This is a genomic window from Bacillus fungorum (assembly GCF_002746455.1).
GTDB lineage: Bacteria > Bacillota > Bacilli > Bacillales > Bacillaceae_G > Bacillus_A > Bacillus_A fungorum.
Window position 1 is genome coordinate 22,692 of the sequence record NZ_NWUW01000006.1, and the last position, 19,456, is coordinate 42,147.

At 37.7% G+C, this 19,456-nt stretch carries 19 protein-coding genes, 2 pseudogenes and 1 other annotated feature; of the genes and pseudogenes, 16 read left to right on the forward strand and 5 right to left on the reverse strand.

Features of this window, described 5'->3' with window-relative positions:
• Positions 1-6: 6 nt before the first annotated feature.
• The gene (gene acuA / locus CO726_RS10360; protein WP_000581396.1) at positions 7-639 is read right to left on the reverse strand and encodes an acetoin utilization protein acetyltransferase AcuA; all 633 of its coding nucleotides are present in this window, start codon (positions 637-639) and stop codon (positions 7-9) included.
• A 176-nt stretch (positions 640-815) separates the two neighbouring features.
• Here acuA and acsA point away from each other — a divergent pair, with 176 nt between their 5' ends.
• The 6 genes from acsA to tyrS all read left to right on the forward strand — a co-directional run bounded on the left by acsA (position 816) and on the right by tyrS (position 6,086).
• Positions 816-2,534 (forward strand): acetate--CoA ligase, encoded by a 1,719-nt coding sequence (gene acsA, locus CO726_RS10365; protein WP_099684195.1) that lies wholly within the window; start codon positions 816-818, stop codon positions 2,532-2,534.
• 84 nt (positions 2,535-2,618) lie between these two features.
• Positions 2,619-3,179: a maltose acetyltransferase domain-containing protein gene (locus CO726_RS10370; RefSeq protein ID WP_099684196.1), complete on the forward strand. Its 561-nt coding sequence runs from the start codon at positions 2,619-2,621 to the stop codon at positions 3,177-3,179.
• Positions 3,180-3,245: 66 nt separating this feature from the next.
• Positions 3,246-3,701, forward strand: a complete 456-nt coding sequence (locus CO726_RS10375) for a hypothetical protein (protein ID WP_099684197.1) — start codon at positions 3,246-3,248, stop codon at positions 3,699-3,701.
• A complete protein-coding gene (locus CO726_RS10380; protein ID WP_099684198.1) occupies positions 3,682-4,227 on the forward strand; it encodes an RNA polymerase sigma factor in 546 nt (181 codons plus the stop codon). Before CO726_RS10375 ends, CO726_RS10380 begins: the two co-directional genes overlap by 20 nt.
• A complete protein-coding gene (locus tag CO726_RS10385; protein ID WP_099684199.1) occupies positions 4,208-4,453 on the forward strand; it encodes a hypothetical protein in 246 nt (81 codons plus the stop codon). Before CO726_RS10380 ends, CO726_RS10385 begins: the two co-directional genes overlap by 20 nt.
• Positions 4,454-4,530: 77 nt before the next feature.
• Positions 4,531-4,759, forward strand: a binding site (T-box leader).
• A 70-nt stretch (positions 4,760-4,829) separates the two neighbouring features.
• Positions 4,830-6,086 carry a tyrosine--tRNA ligase gene (gene tyrS / locus CO726_RS10390; protein ID WP_001994474.1) on the forward strand — a complete coding sequence of 419 codons (1,257 nt, stop codon included), beginning with the start codon at positions 4,830-4,832 and terminating at the stop codon, positions 6,084-6,086.
• A 77-nt stretch (positions 6,087-6,163) separates the two neighbouring features.
• Here the strand turns inward: tyrS and CO726_RS10395 are convergent, their stop codons facing one another.
• Positions 6,164-6,511 carry a YjdJ family protein gene (locus tag CO726_RS10395; protein WP_136699531.1) on the reverse strand — a complete coding sequence of 116 codons (348 nt, stop codon included), beginning with the start codon at positions 6,509-6,511 and terminating at the stop codon, positions 6,164-6,166.
• A gap of 105 nt (positions 6,512-6,616) precedes the next feature.
• On the opposite strand from CO726_RS10395, the gene CO726_RS10400 reads away from it, so the two are divergent.
• The gene (locus CO726_RS10400; protein WP_000050940.1) at positions 6,617-6,745 is read left to right on the forward strand and encodes a hypothetical protein; all 129 of its coding nucleotides are present in this window, start codon (positions 6,617-6,619) and stop codon (positions 6,743-6,745) included.
• A gap of 52 nt (positions 6,746-6,797) precedes the next feature.
• On the opposite strand, the gene rpsD is transcribed toward CO726_RS10400, so the two are convergent.
• Positions 6,798-7,400, reverse strand: a complete 603-nt coding sequence (gene rpsD / locus CO726_RS10405; protein ID WP_001970982.1) for a 30S ribosomal protein S4 — start codon at positions 7,398-7,400, stop codon at positions 6,798-6,800.
• 397 nt (positions 7,401-7,797) lie between these two features.
• On the opposite strand from rpsD, the pseudogene CO726_RS32400 reads away from it, so the two are divergent.
• Positions 7,798-8,840: pseudogene (locus CO726_RS32400) on the forward strand (aminotransferase class I/II-fold pyridoxal phosphate-dependent enzyme).
• Between the two features lie 61 nt (positions 8,841-8,901).
• On the opposite strand, the gene CO726_RS10420 reads toward CO726_RS32400, so the two are convergent.
• Positions 8,902-9,381 (reverse strand): GAF domain-containing protein, encoded by a 480-nt coding sequence (locus CO726_RS10420; RefSeq protein ID WP_099684201.1) that lies wholly within the window; start codon positions 9,379-9,381, stop codon positions 8,902-8,904.
• A gap of 147 nt (positions 9,382-9,528) precedes the next feature.
• On the opposite strand from CO726_RS10420, the gene refZ reads away from it, so the two are divergent.
• Positions 9,529-10,167: a forespore capture DNA-binding protein RefZ gene (gene refZ / locus CO726_RS10425; protein ID WP_098760178.1), complete on the forward strand. Its 639-nt coding sequence runs from the start codon at positions 9,529-9,531 to the stop codon at positions 10,165-10,167.
• A gap of 11 nt (positions 10,168-10,178) precedes the next feature.
• On the opposite strand, the gene CO726_RS10430 is transcribed toward refZ, so the two are convergent.
• Positions 10,179-11,123, reverse strand: a complete 945-nt coding sequence (locus CO726_RS10430) for a DMT family transporter (RefSeq protein WP_099684202.1) — start codon at positions 11,121-11,123, stop codon at positions 10,179-10,181.
• A 124-nt stretch (positions 11,124-11,247) separates the two neighbouring features.
• Between CO726_RS10430 and CO726_RS10435 the strand changes: the two are divergent.
• The 7 genes and pseudogenes from CO726_RS10435 to CO726_RS10470 form a co-directional block, all read left to right on the forward strand.
• Positions 11,248-12,087, forward strand: a pseudogene (locus tag CO726_RS10435) (LysR family transcriptional regulator); the annotation flags it as partial.
• A gap of 364 nt (positions 12,088-12,451) precedes the next feature.
• On the forward strand, positions 12,452-14,164 hold the full coding sequence (ezrA, locus tag CO726_RS10440; RefSeq protein WP_098760176.1) for a septation ring formation regulator EzrA: 1,713 nt from the start codon (positions 12,452-12,454) through the stop codon (positions 14,162-14,164).
• A 228-nt stretch (positions 14,165-14,392) separates the two neighbouring features.
• Positions 14,393-15,535, forward strand: coding sequence for a cysteine desulfurase family protein (locus tag CO726_RS10445; protein ID WP_099684203.1), 1,143 nt, complete (start codon positions 14,393-14,395; stop codon positions 15,533-15,535).
• Positions 15,536-15,541: 6 nt separating this feature from the next.
• The gene (thiI, locus tag CO726_RS10450; RefSeq protein WP_048531737.1) at positions 15,542-16,756 is read left to right on the forward strand and encodes a tRNA uracil 4-sulfurtransferase ThiI; all 1,215 of its coding nucleotides are present in this window, start codon (positions 15,542-15,544) and stop codon (positions 16,754-16,756) included.
• A 79-nt stretch (positions 16,757-16,835) separates the two neighbouring features.
• Positions 16,836-17,030, forward strand: a complete 195-nt coding sequence (locus tag CO726_RS10455; RefSeq protein WP_099684204.1) for an alpha/beta-type small acid-soluble spore protein — start codon at positions 16,836-16,838, stop codon at positions 17,028-17,030.
• A 254-nt stretch (positions 17,031-17,284) separates the two neighbouring features.
• Entirely contained in the window at positions 17,285-18,871 is a 1,587-nt protein-coding gene (gene mbcS, locus CO726_RS10465) for an acyl-CoA synthetase MbcS (protein ID WP_099684206.1), read from the forward strand.
• A 91-nt stretch (positions 18,872-18,962) separates the two neighbouring features.
• Positions 18,963-19,394, forward strand: coding sequence for a VOC family protein (locus CO726_RS10470; RefSeq protein ID WP_099684207.1), 432 nt, complete (start codon positions 18,963-18,965; stop codon positions 19,392-19,394).
• Positions 19,395-19,456 lie beyond the last annotated feature (62 nt).

Below are 19,456 nucleotides of genomic sequence, written 5' to 3' on the forward strand. Positions count from 1 at the left end.
CTTTATTTAGTACATAAAGCGATTGTGAAAACGTAGACGATCAAATGCTTGAATAGAATCCGTATCAACGCGTTTACCGATGCGGACCATTAAACAGTTAGCAGGGTGTGAACAAATTTCAGGATCATCTGTAGCCATCCATTGTAACCCACCAGCATTCATCATCTTTTCCATTACTTTTCGGTATTCCCAAACATTTAAGCCTGTTTGTTTTAAATCCCAGTGCCAATAATATTCAGTCGTCAATATAATGTAATCTTCCATATAATCGTCCATCATAGAAACTTCTAATAAGTTCTTTCCGACAGCGCAACCACGGAATGCTGGGACAACTTCAATTGCCCCGAGTTCAATTAAGTTTTCCATTTTTCCTTCTGACCATCGTTCAAGTGGATCAGGATACAAGTATGTAACATATCCAACAATCGTTTGGTCATGTCTAGCGATAATGAGACGAGCTTCTGGTAATTTAGAAATTTCGACAATTGCTTTATATTGCTGCTCGGCAGGACGAAACGCAACTAAATCTGGATGAAATTCATACATTTCTAAGTTATGTGTAGAGACAGGACCTTCAATAATTAAAGTGCCTTTCGCTGTTTTTAAGTTTCTAGCATTATATATTTTTTTATGGATCAATGTATTGCTCACCACCTTGAGGGTTTGTGAATCTATTCATATCGTACTTTATAATATATGCGATGTGAATCGAATTTTGTCATTAAAAATTTGTCTAAAAACCAACAAATATACTGAAAATTTTAAATAATGTTATTATAATAGATAATAGAATACATAGGAGGGGGATGTAAAGTATGAAAGTAGAAACGCTTCCTGTCATTAAAGGAGAAAATAATTTGCCGAATTATGATGAGGCATACGCGAATTTTAACTGGGAAGAGGTTAATAAAAACTTTACTTGGAATGAAACAGGCCGAGTAAATATGGCGTATGAAGCAATTGATAAGCATGCGAAATCTGATCGAAAAAATAAAGTAGCTCTTTATTATCAAGATGGATCGCGAAAAGAGAAGTATACATTTAAGGAAATGAAGGATTTTTCTAATAAAGCAGGAAACGTCCTGAAAAATTATGGCGATGTAGAAAAAGGCGATCGCGTTTTTATTTTTATGCCACGCTCTCCAGAGTTATATTTCGCACTTTTAGGTGCAGTGAAATTAGGAGCAATTGTTGGTCCGTTATTTGAAGCATTTATGGAAGGCGCAGTTCGCGATCGTTTAGAAGATAGCGAAGCGAAGGTGTTAATTACAACGCCTGAATTGTTAGAGCGTGTACCATTAAATGATTTACCAGCTTTAAAGACAGTCTTCCTTGTTGGAGATCATGTAGAAGAAGGCGGTAAAACGGTAGCGTTCAATCCTTTATTTGAACAAGCTTCAAAAGAATTACATATCGAATGGTTAGGCCGTGAAGACGGTTTAATTCTACATTACACATCTGGTTCTACTGGTAAGCCAAAAGGTGTGCTTCATGCGCAAAACGCAATGGTGCAGCACTATCAAACGGCGAAATGGGTATTAGATTTAAAAGAAGACGATGTATATTGGTGTACAGCTGACCCAGGCTGGGTAACTGGAACAGCTTATGGTATTTTCGCACCGTGGTTAGTCGGAGCATCAAATGTTATTTTAGGCGGACGATTTAGTCCAGAAGCTTGGTATGAAGCACTGCAAGATTACGGTGTAACAGTTTGGTACAGCGCACCAACAGCATTTCGTATGTTAATGGGTGCTGGACAAGATGCAATTAAAAAATATGATTTATCGCAAGTGCGCCACGTGTTAAGCGTTGGTGAACCGTTAAATCCAGAAGTAATTCGCTGGGGTATGAACGCATTTGGACTTCGTATTCATGATACGTGGTGGATGACAGAAACAGGTGGACAAGTTATTTGTAACTACCCTTGTATGGAAATCCGTCCAGGTTCAATGGGCAAACCAATTCCAGGTGTGAAAGCAGCGATTGTTGATAACGAAGGAAATGAAGTGCCTCCATACACAATGGGTAACTTAGCAATTGGTAAAGGTTGGCCAGCTATGATGCGCGGGATCTGGAATAACAAGCAAAAGTATGAGTCTTACTTTATGCCGGGCAATTGGTACGTATCAGGTGACTCTGCCTATATGGACGAGGATGGATACTTCTGGTTCCAAGGACGTATTGACGATGTAATTATGACGTCAGGTGAGCGCGTTGGTCCGTTTGAAGTAGAAAGTAAATTAATCGAGCATGCTGCTGTTGCAGAAGCTGGTGTAATTGGTATTCCTGATCCGGTGCGCGGCGAAATTATTAAAGCATTTATCGCGCTTCGAGCAGGATACGAACCATCTGAAGAATTAAAAGAAGAAATTCGTCAATTTGTAAAGAAAGGTCTAGCAGCTCATGCAGCGCCAAGACAAATTGAATTTAGAGATAAATTACCGAAAACGAGAAGTGGTAAAATTATGCGCCGCGTATTAAAAGCGTGGGAGTTAAACTTACCAACAGGTGACTTATCAACGATGGAAGATTAAGAGAGAAAGGTCTGAACGAAAAATGTTCAGACCTTTCTTTTTTATGATATCTTTAACTTATATATATAAGTTAAAGGGGATAGTATGATGAAAACAGAAAAAGAAAAGATGGTACTAGGAGAAATGTACATACCGGCTGATCCAGTTTTAGTACAAGAGAGAGAGAAAGCGCGTATATTAACGAGAAAATTAAATGATACGCCAGAAGAGCAATTGAAAGAGCGTAGCGAAATCGTAAAAGAATTATTTGGAACGACAGGAGATAATATTCATCTTGAATCTTCTTTTAGATGTGATTACGGCTATAACATTCATGTCGGTGAAAATTTTTACGCGAACTTTGATTGTACGATTTTAGACGTATGCCCGGTAACAATCGGAGTGAACTGTATGTTAGCTCCAGGTGTTCACATTTATACAGCAACACACCCACTTGATCCAGTAGAGCGCATAAGCGGATCAGAATACGGAAAACCAGTTACAATTGGCGATAACGTATGGATTGGCGGAAGAGCAATTATTAATCCAGGTGTAATAATTGGAGACAATGCGGTGATCGCATCTGGCGCCGTTGTAACGAAAGATGTGCCTAATAATGTAGTAGTTGGCGGGAATCCTGCAAAGATTATAAAAAAACTAAAATAATATTTGAACGAAGTGCCTTCCTCGTCTGTATACATTTATGAAAGAATAGATGAGGGAGGCTTTTATATGTCTAATAAATTACTTCTTACTTTTGCTTTAATTGGAGCTATAGTTGTATTTTCTTGTGGTCTTTTCTTACCGATACCAATTGGATATAGAGTATCAATGCTTACAGCTGGAGTTATAATGAGTGTTATGTTTTCAATCATTATTCCGTTTGATAGAAAACATATAGTACGAAAAAAAGGGAATAAAATCGATTTTACAAAAACAAAAGTGTATTTTCGCTGGAATGTATTTGATACGATTTCTGTTTGTCTTGCATTGTATGCATGCATATGTGTGCAAGTTTTAATTTTTTTAGTTCCAATGGGATTTACAATTCAAAATCCATATGTTCAATTTTTTACAAATCAATCACAATTGTGGGTTTTTATTGCAATTGCATATTTAATTTCCCGTATTTCATTAACGTTAAAAGGAATAAAGGAGATCAAAAATCATGGCGCAGATTGGGATTGAGGAAGAGCTCATGCTTGCGTATCAAAGTGGAGATAAACAGGCTGGAGAAAGACTATATGTTTTAATCAAACCAGCGCTATATACATTTTTGTATCGATTTAACCGAGATGAGCAATTAAGTATCGACCTTGTGCAAGATACGTTTTTGACGCTAGAGCGTAAGAAACATATGTATGAACCTGAAAAAGGTAGAATAAAAACGTATTTATTTCAAATCGGTTATCGTCTTATGATTAATAAATTAAATAGGAGAAAAAAGTGGCGTACGCTTTTGCCATTTTTAGTGCCGATTCCGGAAAAAGAATTTTCTCACGAAGATCGGCTCACAGTAAGAGAAGCAATTTTGAAAGTTCCAGAAGAGCAAAGAGCGGTCCTAATCCTTTCTTATTATCATGACATGCAGCAAAAAGAAATTGCAGAGATATTAAACATTCCGATTGGAACGGTGAAATCGAGACTTCATAACGGAATAAAGAAATTGAAACAATTGCTGGAGGTGGATGAAATTGAGCGAAAATCCCTTTAAGAATGAATATAAATTACAACAGCATTTAGATAGTGATCATGTAGAAATACCAGAATTTCCAAAAACGGTAAGTCGCTTCGATCGATTAATCGGATTTCTTGGTTCTCCGGCGAAAGATCCTGTGGAGGCGACGATTGGGAATGATTTATCGGTTGTGTTTCATGTATCATTATTAGTTGGGGTTCCAATTCTTTCTCTTATTACGATACTCTTTATGGCGTTGTAAAGGGTTGGTAAGAAGAGAAACCAGGCCTCTATTTGACACGCCTATATAAATGATGGTATAAAGAAAAGTATATGAATAATTGAGCGTGGAAAGGGAGAAGTAGTGATCATTTCCCTGTTTTAGAGAGCTGATGGTCGGTGGAAATCAGCACATAGATGATCGCGAATTACGCCCCTAGAGCATCTTTTTTCGATTGAATTGTATTCAAAAGGGAAGAGACGGTGCTAAGCCGTTATGTAAATAAGGTGGTAGGCTTTTTTGGTCTGCAACTAGGGTGGTAACGCGATAATTAAAATCGTCCCTTATTTGAAGGGGCGATTTTTTTATGTTTTTAACCTTCACGCCAGTAATGAACTTAAAGGAGAGTATGTAGGATATGGGTATTTTACAAGATCTTGAATTTCGCGGTCTAATTAATCAGCAAACAGATGCTGAGGGCCTTGAGCAATTATTAGAAAAAGAAAGCGTTAAATTATACTGTGGTTTCGACCCAACAGCGGATAGCTTACACATCGGTCATATGTTACCAGTATTAATGTTACGTCGTTTCCAATTAGCTGGTCACCAACCAATCGCACTTGTTGGCGGTGGTACTGGTATGATCGGTGACCCAAGTGGTAAAAAAGCAGAGCGTACATTAAATACGAAAGATACAGTTGCTTACTACACAGAAAGCATTAAAAACCAACTTTCAAACTTCTTAGAGTTCGAAAACGTGGACAACCCAGCAACAATGGCTAACAACTATGACTGGCTTGGTAACTTAGACGTCATTTCATTCTTACGCGATATCGGTAAAAACTTCGGTTTAAACTATATGTTAGCGAAAGATACAGTCGCATCTCGTTTAGAGACTGGTATTTCATTTACTGAGTTTAGTTACATGATTTTACAATCATACGACTTTTTAAACTTATACCAACACCATAATTGCCGCCTACAAATCGGTGGTAGTGACCAATGGGGTAACATTACAGCTGGTCTTGAATTAATCCGTAAATCAGAAGAAGATGCGAAAGCATTCGGTTTAACAATTCCGCTAGTTACTAAATCTGACGGTACGAAGTTTGGTAAAACAGAAGGCGGCGCAATTTGGTTAGACCCAGAGAAAACAACTCCTTACGAGTTCTACCAATTCTGGATTAACACAGATGACCGTGATGTTGTTAAATACTTAAAATACTTCACATTCTTATCTCATGAAGAAATTCTTGAGCTTGAGAAACAAGTAGCTGAAGCACCAGAAAAACGTGCAGCACAAAAAGCATTAGGTGCGGAAATGACAAAACTTGTTCACGGCGAAGAAGCATTAGAGCAAGCGATTAAAATTTCAGCTGCATTATTTAGCGGTTCTGTAGCAGAACTGACTGCAAGCGAAATCGAGCAAGGATTCAAAGACGTACCATCTGTAGAACGTACTGCAGAAGATACAGTATTAATCGACTTACTTGTAGAAAGCAAAATCTCTCCATCAAAACGTCAAGCACGTGAAGATGTAACGAATGGTGCAATCTACGTAAACGGTGAGCGTACACAAGCATTAGACTACGTTGTAACAGAAAACGACCGCATTGAAGGTAAATTCACAATCATTCGCCGCGGTAAAAAGAAATATTTCTTAATTCGTTACTAATCAGGAACGAATATAAACAAATAGTACCCCGAATTATAGGCTGAAAAGTTTATGATTCGGGGTTTTTATGTATGGATTTAAATCGCCGGATCTTTTCTTTTAAATAGAATATAAAGAATTAATATGAGCATATAAAGTAAGCTAATGAGCATAACGATAAATGCCGTTGGATAAAATTTTGCTGCATATATAAAGAAATCGATTTGATAAATATCTTGGTAATTTGAAACGGTGCCTTTAAAGTAATTCGTAAACTTAGCGCTATATTTCCATTCATCAGGATAATCTATTAAATTACTCCCCTGATACCAACTTATCAGTGCTGAAGTAATAAATAGCATAAATGAACTTCCGAGTTGAACCATTTGGTTTATTGTCAAAAAGAATCCACCTCCTATTTTATGGTTATTATAGCGTGCATTCATATACTTGTAACCTTTTTGTTGTAATCTCCTTTTCGAGTTCATACGGAAATCACATGTAAGCGGTATGATAAATGTATAACAACTAGAAAGGAGTGGTAAAACAAAATGTCACTAGAAGCGCTCATTATTTTTTCTTTGCTAAATGCGGGTCAGCTTGCAGAGAATTCGAAGGTGGATATACATAAAGAGCAGAAAGATGCTTATGTATATGTTCAGAAAGAGGAAAATAAATAATTTTATTTTATATAAACGAAAAAAGCCAATCCACAGGATTGGCTTTTTGTCATTAACGAGAGTAGAACTCTACGATTAATGCTTCGTTGATTTCAGCTGCTAACTCAGAACGCTCAGCGTGACGAGTGTAAGTAGCTTCTAATTTATCAGCATCGAAAGTTAAGTATTCTGGTACGAAGTTGTTAACTTCGATCGCTTCTTTAACAACAACAAGGTTGTTAGATTTTTCGCGAACGCTGATAGTTTGACCAGGTTTTACACGGTAAGATGGGATATCTACGCGAGCGCCATCAACCATGATGTGACCGTGGTTTACTAATTGGCGAGCTGCACGACGAGTGCGAGCTAAGCCCATACGGTAAACTAAGTTGTCAAGACGAGCTTCAAGAAGGATCATGAAGTTTTCGCCGTGCTTACCAGGCATTTTACCTGCTTGGTCAAATGTGCGACGGAATTGACGCTCAGTCATGCCGTACATGTGACGAAGTTTTTGTTTCTCTTGTAATTGTAAACCGTATTCTGAAAGTTTCTTACGTTGGTTAGGACCGTGAGGACCTGGTGCGTAAGGGCGTTTTTCTAATTCTTTTCCTGTGCCGCTTAGAGAGATTCCAAGACGACGAGACAGTTTCCAAGCTGGACCTGTATAACGAGCCATAGTTGACTCCTCCTTTAAAAATGTTTTTATTTACGTAAAATAAAAACAGACGTAATCGATATTTACGGGCATTTTGTTTTCATGTACCTTCGCTCCAGCAGCAGGGAGTTACGAGATACACCTCCGTAGAGGAACAAAATACAAACGATAAACTCACATTACAAGGCTGCCTTTTTATTTTACACAAACGCTATTATATCTTTTACCCAGAGTTTCGTCAAGCGAGTACGTTTTTGTTTTATGCATATAAATTTTGGAAATGAACAAGAAGGAATTTAAAACGATATAAAAGAAGAGATAGAAACACAAATGAAACGCTTACATAAAATGAAGTAAAACATTCATCAAATTTTTATGGATGAATATGCGGCAATAAAAACATAAGGGGGATGTTTTTATGAAAAAGAAGCATATGGAGACAGCGTTAATTCATCACGGTTATACACCTGAGGAACATAAAGGAAGTTTAACACCACCGTTATTTCAAACGTCTACATTTACATTTGAGACTGCGCAGCAAGGAGAGGCGAGTTTTGCGGGAGTAGATCTGTCTTATATTTACTCAAGGCTCGGAAATCCGACTGTAAAATTATTTGAAGAACGTATGGCGGTGTTGGAAGGAGGAGAAGAAGCGCTTGCTTTCGGATCGGGTATGGCAGCTATTTCAGCAACTTTAATTGGTTTTCTAAAAGCTGGAGATCATATTATTTGTTCAAATGGATTATACGGATGCACGTACGGCTTTTTAGAAGTGTTAGAAGAAAAATTTATGATTACGCATTCGTTTTGTGATATGGAGACAGAGGCTGATATTGAAAATAAAATTCGCCAAAATACAAAGCTTATTTTCGTTGAAACACCGATTAACCCAACGATGAAATTAATTGATTTAAAACAAGTTATCGGGGTTGCGAAGCGAAATGGTTTACTTGTCATCGTTGATAATACGTTTTGTTCACCTTATTTGCAAAGGCCGCTTGAGCTTGGTTGTGACGCTGTTGTGCATAGTGCAACAAAATATATTGGCGGTCATGGCGATGTTGTAGCGGGTGTAACGATTTGTAAAACGAAAGCGTTAGCTGAAAAAATTCGCCCGATGCGGTAGAAGGTGTTTGGTATCCAGAAGGGGAGCTAGCATCTTGCCAAATGAAACGGGGCGGCGGTGTGATTTCTTTTTCGGTAAAAGGCGGGAAAGAAGAGACGCAAGCGTTTATCAATGACCTTCACTTTATTACAATTGCGGTAAGTTTAGGAGATACAGAAACGTTAATTCAGCATCCGGCAACGATGACGCACGCTGCGATTCCAGCTAAGTTAAGACAAGAAATGGGCATTTATGATAATTTAATACGTTTATCTGTCGGTTTAGAATCGTGGGAGGATATCGTTTCTGATTTAGAGCAGGCATTAAAGAAAATATCTACTGTTAGTAATCAATAAAAAAAGAGCTAGCTATCGGTTTCGTACGTGATGTACTTAATCGATAACTAGCTCTTTTTTGTTACATATGTTTTAGGAGTGTTTCCACAAATTTTTCTAAATAACGCTGATCTACTTCGTCAAAACGATTTTTTTCAGGACTATCAATATCAAGTACACCAATGACATTCCCATCTTTTATAATCGGTACGACGATTTCTGAATTCGAAGCACTGTCGCAAGCGATGTGTCCTGGGAATTGGTGAACGTCTGCTACAAGCTGTGTTGTTTTTGTTTCAGCTGCAACGCCGCAAACGCCTCGTCCAAATGGAATGCGCACGCAAGCAGGCATTCCTTGGAATGGTCCAAGAACAAGCTGATTTCCTTCTGTTACGTAAAAGCCCACCCAATTCACACGATCTAAAAATTGGTTTAATAATGCGGACGCATTTGATAAGTTTGCGACTACGTTTGATTCGCCAGTTAATAATGCATCCAGTTGTTTAATTACTGTCTCATATTGCTCTTCACGAGAACCTGCATAACTTTCTTTAGTAAACATAGAAACAACTCCCTTTTTATCGAGATGTGTAAAACATTAGCAAAATACGATGTATTTCACATGACTTTGTCGATAGAAAATTAAAGGAATTTGTCTTAAAAGTCAAGAAATTTAAACTATAGCTGTTCAGTGAGAGGGAGTGAGCGCATGAAGCAGACGAAACAAAAAGTAATTGATGCGGCAATATCATTGTTTTACACGAAAGGTTATGATGGAACGTCGGTGCGAGACATTGCAAAGCGAGCGGATGTGAATGTAGCGAATATTTCATATTATTTTGCTGGAAAGCAAGGCCTATTAGAACAGCTTATTACTGATTTTTTAGAAGGGTATATTCATGTGATTGAAACGTCCTTTGAACAGAGAGAGTATTTGCCAGCTAAAGATGTGATGGTGCAAATGGTGCGCGGGATTTTACGATATCAATTTGATAATAGAGAACTGACACGTTTCTTTTACCGAGAGCTTTCGCTTGATACGACATTAATTCGTGAAGTGATGACCGTTTATTTTTCTAAAGAAAGATATTATATAGAGCAAATCATAAAGCAAGGCAAAATGAAACAAGAGTTTAAGAAGGTATCTTTTACAATGTTTATGACGCAATTAAAAGGCATGATAAATATGCCGTTTTTATATCCGCAATATATATCAGAAGTGCTGCATTCTTTTCCATCTGAGACATTTTTCTTAGAAATGTACACGAAAGAAATTGAGCACTGGATGGAACAAGCATTATGTAAAACGAATATGTATCAGGAATGGCCAAGAGCTGTTCATATGTGAAAAATCCCCACCTAACGGACTGAGGTGGGGATTTTTATGTTTTCTTTTCTTTGCCATACATTGTTGCATAATAGCGCGATAATTGTTAATGAGGCTCCGGTAATTTCAATTTTGTCGACTGTATAATCTCGAAAGATGGAACCCATAAGTGCAAGTACAGGAACTAAATTCATAAATAATATGCCGTTAATAGATGAAATATAGCGATTTCCTGTGTTCCAGCAAAATACAGCGATAACACCTGCAATAATCGACATATACAAGAGTTCAAAACGAACGTTCATAATTGTACGTAGTGACGGTACAGTAACGACGTTTGTGTAAGTGAAGAAAATGACAATAACGATGAGTGAAATTGAGCCGAATAAACAAGTTAACGTCGTATATCGAAGTGGTGACCAAGATTGAAAACGAGCACCGCCATTCGTGTAAATGACCCAGCAAGTAACGCCGCATAGCATAAGTATATTTGTTGAGAGGTGACTGGCAGCTCCAAATAATAAGTAAATATTTCCTTTTGAAATGACAAGCATAACACCGAACAATGCACCGAACATACAAAGGAATGTGTAGTTTTGTGGGCGTTTGTTTTTGGTTATCCACTGCAATAATAAAGCGATGAGTGGCATAAGAGACTGAATCATTGCAGCATGGATGGCTCCAGCAGGTCCGGCAAGTTGTTGGCCGTAAAAAACGAGAAAACCATATCCAGCAAAACCGACTGTTCCGTAAAAGAATAAAGAAAATGTTCTTTTTTCTAAGCGGAGCGAAGTTTTTCCTTCAGTAATGAATAGCAAAATAAGAAAAATAATAGCTGCTGATCCGTATCGGATAGTTGTGAAGAAGAACGGATCGATAAACTGCAGGGCACTTGCCATGACAGGAAACATAAATCCCCAAGCAGTGACGGCAAGTAAGCATAGGAGGGATCCAAGTAGCATTTGTTTTTTGTTCAAGAGTATCTTTCCCCTTTACATTTCGTTATAGTAAGTTGATGAAATAAGTATAAAGAGTAATTGTTTATAAAAGGAAATATCGATTTTTTATGACAGTTATAACTTTTTGTTAGAGGTGTGTACGGTGGATTTAGAGGCAGTACGATCGTTTATGGAAGTAAAGAATACGCGAAGTTTATCAAAGGCAAGTAAGCTTCTACATATTTCTCAACCGGCGCTTAGTAAGCAAATTCAAAGGTTAGAGGCAGATTTAGAGGCTACTTTACTCAAGCGTTCAGCGCAAGGGGTGGAGCTAACAGAGGCTGGAGAGTTATTTATAACAAGAATGTTACCGATTTTGGAACACATACATGAAGTGAAAGCCGAAATGAAGAAATTTCAAGAGAAGCAGAAAATTTCTATAGGCATATTACCAAGCTTAGCAGCGCATTATATATCAAAATGTAAAGATATATTAGGTGATGGGTTCGAAGTAGAATGGAAAATTGAGCATACGAAAGTACTAATGGGACTCTTTAAAGAACGGAAGATTGAAGCGATGTTCATAGATTCAGTAGTAGAAGGCACTACGTGTATAAAAGAAATACGAGAAGAAAAAATTGTTTGTGTCGTTTCAAATGATCATCTTTATAAAGAGAAAACAGTAATCCAAATGGAAGATTTGCAAAATGAAAAGTTAATCGTATATCCAGAAATCTGTGATGTAAGGAAAATGATTACGAATATGTTTCAAGGGATAGGGGCGAAACCAATCATTGCATTTGAAACTTCTTATGCAGAACCGATGCTTGCGATGGTCGGAGCGGGGCTTGGTATCACGTTACTTCCAGAAATGTCAGTAGAGCAAGCGGTAAAGCAAGGAAATGTGCATGCGATTTCTATTGAACCATCACTTGTGCGCAAAATTTATTTCGCATCTCATAGGGAAGAAGGCCCTCTATCCCGCTATTTGCCTGACAGTAAGACCCCCACCTTAAAATTCAGCGAATGCAAAGAAGTTAGGTGGGGGTCGGGCTGCCCGTAAAAGCCCGATTGGTGAGGGCTGATAATCAGTGGGGATGAACAAAACCCCCACTGATTAAAGTTTCACTTTATTGCATTCATTTGATGATGAGAGATAACCAAAACGGAATATTGAGAAAGATTACAATTGCATTGAAAGAAACATGAAATTTTAAAAAAAACTAGGTCAAAAACAAGCCATTACATGGTATGATTAGTACATTGTTAGTTGTTAAATATAGGGGAATTCCCTTTTTATACATAATGCCTTCCATTTCATAAACGGAACGGACAAAAAAAGAGATATAACTAGGAGGCTTTTTTGCATGGATTCTATCCTGACGATCGTTATCATTGTAGTAAGCTCTATTCTAGTGCTGCTCATGATAGAGCTTGTGATAAGAAATCGTTCATATAAAGATATCGAAGCACTTGAGCAGTGGAAACAAGAGATAAAAGATAAACCTGTGGCAGATGAACTAAAACGGGTAAAAGACTTAAATATGACGGGTCAAACAGAAGAACTGTTTGGTAAATGGCGCGAAGAATGGGATGAAATTGTATCAACAACCCTTCCGAAAGCTGACAAAGATTTAGCGCAAGCGCGAAAATTCGCCTCGCAATTCTCCTTCCGAAAAGCAAAGCATGCGATGAATGAATCCATAAGTGGTTTAGATGACGCTGATAATCGTATTACAGATATTTTAAATGAATTACAGCAATTGTTAGAAAGCCATGAAAAAAATAGCTCGGAAATTGAAGGGTTACGTGATACATATCGTAGTATGAAGAAGAGTGTTCTTGCTCATAGACATATGTATGGAGCAGCAGAGCAGAAAATCGAAGAGATGCTAGACGCTGAATCTGAGAAATTTAAAAGCTTTGAAGAAGCAACAGATAATGGTGACTATTTAAAAGCGAGAGAAATTGTTATTAGTTTAGAAGAAGGTTTAGCAGGTTTAGAAATCATTATTCACCAAATTCCAGATTTATTGGTAGAGTGTCAAGCGACGTTACCAGTTCAGCTGGAAGATTTATTATATGGACATAATGATATGGTAAGACAAGGTTATGTATTAGAGTATTTGGAAATCCCTAAAGAAGTTCGCGATATGACGAAACAACTACAAACATGTTTAATGGATATACAGGAGCTTCATATAACGGAAGCGGCTGAAAAAGTAGAAAACTTAAAAACACGTTTAGATGGCTTCTATGATCAACTGGAACAAGAAGTACATGCGAGACATTATGTGGAGCAAAAAACACTTTCTGTTTATGAAGACTTAGAAGAAATTCGCACTGAAACGATTGAAACAAAAGCAGAAACACAACTTGTGAAACAAAGTTATCAGTTACAAGATAAGGATATTGAGTCTCAAAAAGTGATTGAAAAGCAAATGCACATTTTAACGAAACGTTTTGAAATGCTACAATTACGCGTTGCGGAACAAGATATTGCCTTCTCTATTATTCGTGAGGAACTAGAAGAGGTTTATGAGCAATGTGAAACATTAAAAGTGCTTCATGCAGAATATAAAGAAATGCTGCAAACGATGCGTAAAGAAGAATTTGAAGCGCGTGAGAAGTTACAAGAAATGCGAAATACTATTTTCGAAACGAAACGTTTTATGCAAAAGTCGAATTTGCCAGGTCTTCCAGAAAGTATTATGGAAGATTTAAAAAGAGGGCAAATGGCAATGCAAGCTGTATATGAGCAATTAGAAGTAAAGCCGTTAAATATGAATGCTGTAAATAGCAGTTTAGAAGAAGCGTACACAACTGTTAATGGTGTAGCTGAAATGACAGAAGAGTTAATTGGACAAGCGTATTTAGTTGAAAAATTAATTCAATACGGTAATCGTTACCGTAGTCATGATGAGAACCTTGCAGAAAGCTTAAATTATGCGGAGAAATTATTCCGTGAATATCAATACGATGCAGCTTTAGAACAAGCGGCTTCTATACTAGAGCAACTTGAGCCTGGCGTTGTTCAAAAAATAGCTGAATATGTAGACAATGAACAAACCCTTTCATAAAGGGTTTGTTTTTTTGTGTAATTTTGAGAGCGATGTTGCTATAATGAATAGCGGAATACAGTAAGGTTATTCGTTTTAAAATAAAGTGAAACTGTAATCAGGAGGGCATCCTCACTAATTGTCAGCCTTCACAATCGGGATAAAATGGAACCTTTGAGTAGTCTTAGCGTAATGACACGTATTTATGATATGATTATATGATGTGATAGCGCTGAAAGGGGAAGAATGATGATCTATTTTGATAATAGTGCGACGACGAAGCCATATCCAGAAGCCCTTCAATCGTACGTAACGGTTGCAGGGAAATATTTTGGGAATCCTTCTTCTATTCATTCGCTTGGAGGAGAGGCAGAGCGTCTATTAACACAATCAAGAACAATTGCAGCGCAGCTTCTTCACGTTAAACCTTCTGAAATTATTTTTACATCAGGTGGAACGGAAGGGAATAACCTTGCAATTAAAGGGATAGCGATGAGGAATCGTTCGCGCGGTAAACATATCATTACAACAAATATTGAACACGCGTCTGTGTTTGAAGCATATAAACAATTAGAAGATCTCGGTTTTGCTGTAACATATTTACCGGTTAATGAGCATGGTGTTGTATCGGTAGAGGATGTAAAACGAGCACTTCGTGAAGATACGATTCTTGTGTCAATTATTCACGTGAACAACGAGACTGGAGCAATTCAGCCTGTTGCTGAAATTGGAACGTTATTATCGAACTATCCGAAAATAAGATTCCATGTGGACCATGTACAAGGGATAGGAAAAGTACCGCTTGATTTATACGCTTCTCATATTGATCTTTGCTCAATATCTGGACATAAATTCCACAGTGTAAAAGGAACGGGTCTTCTTTATGTACGTGATGGCGTAAGGTTAGACCCAATTTTATCAGGTGGTCAACAAGAGCTTAAATATCGCTCTGGTACAGAGAACTTACCTGGCATTGTAGCGATGGTGAAAGCACTTCGCATGACGATGGAAAAAGTGAAAGAAAAGGTAGCTCATTTGCAAAGTTTACAAGCAGAGCTTGTTCGTTTCTTTAAAGAAATGGAAGACGTAACGATCAATACGTCGCTTGCATATGCAGCACCGCACATTTTAAATGTATCATTTGTTGGTTTAAAACCAGAAGTAGTCGTTCATGCTTTAGAAGAACACGGTGTATATGTATCGACGAAGTCTGCTTGTTCTTCAAAAGCAAATGAAGTGAGCAGAGTGTTAGTGTCAATGGGAGTACCGCATGCCGCAGCTGCAAGTGCTATTCGCATTAGTTTAGCACCAGAAAATACGATGGAAGAAGTAAAACAATTTGAAGGTATTGTGAAAGAAACAATGCCAAAATTATATGAAGTGATGAGGTAAAGGAATATGATGACATATGAATATATTTTAGTTCGTTATGGAGAGATGACGACTAAAGGTAAGAACCGTTCTAAATTTGTAAGCACATTAAAAGATAACGTGAAGTTCAAACTGAAAAAATTCCCAAATATTAAAATCGATGCAACACATGACCGTATGTACATCCAATTAAATGGTGAAGATCATGAAGCGATCTCTGAAAGATTGAAAGATGTATTTGGTATTCATAAGTTTAACTTAGCGATGAAAGTACCATCAGAATTAGAAGATATTAAAAAAGGTGCATTAGCAGCTTTCTTACAAGTAAAAGGCGATGTGAAAACATTTAAAATTACAGTACACCGTTCTTATAAGCATTTCCCAATGAGAACGATGGAATTATTACCTGAGATTGGTGGACACATTCTAGAAAATACAGAAGATATTACTGTAGATGTTCATAATCCAGATGTAAATGTACGTGTAGAAATTCGCAGCGGTTATAGCTACATTATGTGCGATGAGCGTATGGGAGCTGGCGGTTTACCAGTTGGCGTTGGCGGAAAAGTAATGGTACTTCTTTCTGGTGGGATTGATAGCCCAGTAGCAGCGTACTTAACGATGAAGCGCGGCGTATCTGTGGAAGCAGTTCACTTCCATAGTCCACCTTTCACAAGCGAGCGTGCAAAACAAAAAGTAATCGATTTAGCACAAGAGCTAACGAAGTACTGTAAACGTGTAACACTTCACCTTGTTCCATTTACAGAAGTGCAAAAAACGATTAATAAAGAAATTCCATCTAGCTATTCAATGACTGTTATGCGCCGTATGATGATGCGTATTACAGAGCGTATTGCGGAGGAGCGTAATGCACTTGCAATCACGACTGGTGAAAGTCTTGGACAAGTAGCAAGTCAAACATTAGATAGTATGCATACGATTAACGAAGTAACAAACTATCCAGTTATTCGTCCACTTATTACGATGGATAAATTAGAAATTATTAAAATCGCTGAAGAAATCGGCACATATGATATTTCAATTCGTCCGTACGAAGATTGCTGTACAGTATTCACACCAGCAAGCCCAGCGACGAAGCCGAAGCGTGAAAAAGCGAATCGTTTTGAAGCGAAATACGATTTCACACCATTAATTGATGAAGCTGTAGCGAACAAAGAAACAATGGTATTACAAACGGTAGAAGTAGTGGCGGAAGAAGAAAAATTCGAAGAACTTTTCTAAACCATAAATTACCATATCTGAAACGTGTATGAAGTCATGTTGTTTATCACACTCTATACTCACAAGGAGGTGATACAACATGGCAAGCAACAATAAATTAGCAGTATCTGGTGCTCAAGCAGCATTAGATCAAATGAAATACGAAATCGCTCAAGAGTTTGGTGTTCAACTTGGAGCTGATGCAACATCTCGCGCTAACGGTTCTGTTGGTGGTGAAATCACTAAACGTCTAGTTTCACTAGCTGAGCAACAATTAGGCGGTTACCAAAAATAATCCCATATACGATGGCTTAGAAAGAGCGGGTTCTCCCGCTCTTTCTTTTTTGATGTGTCGCTATTTGTCGAAACGTCGATATATTCAATTTTTCGTTGATATATTCTAAGTTGTGTTCGATATGTTTGAAAAACCGTCCATATAATTTCATTTACCAATTCGACAGAACTGAAAAATTTGTCAAAAGAAGAGGGTTCAAAATAGACAGAAAATTCTTTATTATATAAGGGAGGCATAAAAAAAGGAGGATGTTTATGAAGAGAGAAGAATTGTTGGCACCGCCGTCTTATAATTTAGTTTCTGAAATAGAGAAATATACAGGTGATAAAGAGAAGCTTGCTTTAGTTTGGCAAGATGATAAAGGGAATCGACGAGAAGTTACATACGCTGAGTTAATGCAAGGTGCGAACAAAATTGGAAACGCTTTTATAAAGAGTGGTCTGCAAAAAGGGGACAAGCTCCTCATTATGATGCCGCGCTTAATTGAGGCGTACATGACGTATATCGCTGCAATTAAAGCGGGATTTGTTGTAATTCCGAGTTCGGAAATGTTACGCAAAAAAGATATCGAATATCGCATTGGACATGGGGAAGTAAAAGCGATTGTAAGTTATGAACCGTACATTGGACAATTTGATGATATAGAAGCGATGGAATCTCTTCAAAAATTCGTCCTGAGCGAGCAGTCAGTAGATGGATGGATTAATTTAAAAACAGCGTTAGAAACAGAAAGCGACATGTTAGAAATGGCGAAGACAGATAAAGAAGATATGGTCTTTTTATCTTACACGTCAGGAACGACAGGAAACCCAAAAGGTGTTGTTCATACGCATGCGTGGGCATACGCTCATTTACGTACGAGCGCTCCAAATTGGCTCGGAATTGAAGAGAATGATGTTGTATGGGCAACGGCTAGTCCAGGCTGGCAAAAGTGGATTTGGAGCCCATTTGTAGCAACTCTCGGATCAGGAGCAACAGGATTTGTCTATCACGGTAAGTTTGAACCGAAAACGTATTTAAATTTATTAGATGATAATAAAGTCAATGTGCTTTGTTGTACGCCGACTGAATATAGATTAATGGCTAAAGTAGAAAGCTTAAACGAGTATAATTTAGAAGCGTTACATAGCGCTGTATCGGCAGGTGAACCATTAAATAGGGAAGTGATTGAAACGTTCCAAAAGCATTTTGATATTACAGTAAGAGATGGTTATGGGCAAACAGAAAATACGTTACTTGTTGGGACGATGAAAGCGATGGACATTAGACCGGGATCAATGGGAAAACCAACGCCAGGCAACCATGTTGATATCGTAAATGAAGAAGGAGTTCCCGTACAGGTAGGAGAAGTTGGGGATATTGCAGTTCATATTGAAACACCAGCACTCTTTAAACAATATTATAAAGATGCTGAACGTACGGCTATGCAATTCCGCGGTGATTATTATATTACTGGTGATAAAGCGAAGAAAGATGAAGACGGCTATTTCTGGTTTGAAGGACGCGGCGATGATATTATTATTAGCTCTGGTTATACAATCGGGCCGTTTGAAGTAGAAGATGCGCTTGTAAAACATCCTTACGTAAGAGAGTGCGCAGTCGTCGCAAGCCCTGATGAAATTCGCGGAAGTGTCGTGAAGGCATTTATCGTATTAAGAGAGAATATAGAAAGGAACGAAGAAACATTAATTCCAATACTCCAACAACACGTCAAAGAACTTACTGCACCATATAAATACCCTCGTAAAATTGAATTCGTAGATGAACTACCAAAAACGATTTCTGGAAAAATTCGCCGTATTGAACTTAGAAAACAAGAGATGGAGCTGCCTTCAAAATAATTTCGAAAATAGTTGAAAGAACTGTAAAGCATATGATATTATAAAAACGAACATAAGTTCTATTTTATAAACTAAAAAAAGAGGTGTCCGTATGATTTTAGGTATTAATCCGTACTTAGTTTTAGATGGTAGTGGGCAAGAAGCTGTACAGTTTTATAAAGAGGCGTTAGATGCAAAAGTAGAAGCCATGCAAACTTTTGGTGATATGCCTGAAAATCCAGAATACCCGATTCCAGCTGAAGCAAAAGAGCGCGTTTTACACGCTCATTTAAAAGTTGGTAATACGGAACTTATGATTTCTGATACATTCCCAGGTCAAGGGCATGCGATCGGGTCTCAAGTAACAATCGCAATTCGAATTAATAACGCAGAAAAAGCGAAAGAAGTATTCGATAAGTTACAAGAAGGTGGCGAAGTTATTATGCCACTTCAAGAAACGTTCTGGAGCCCAGCATACGGACAAGTAAAAGATAAATTTAATATTGAATGGCAAGTTACAACGAACCCTACTGAACAAAATTAATTTTTGGAAAAGCACCATTTTTAATCGAAATGGTGCTTTTTTTATACGGACTAATTTCGTAG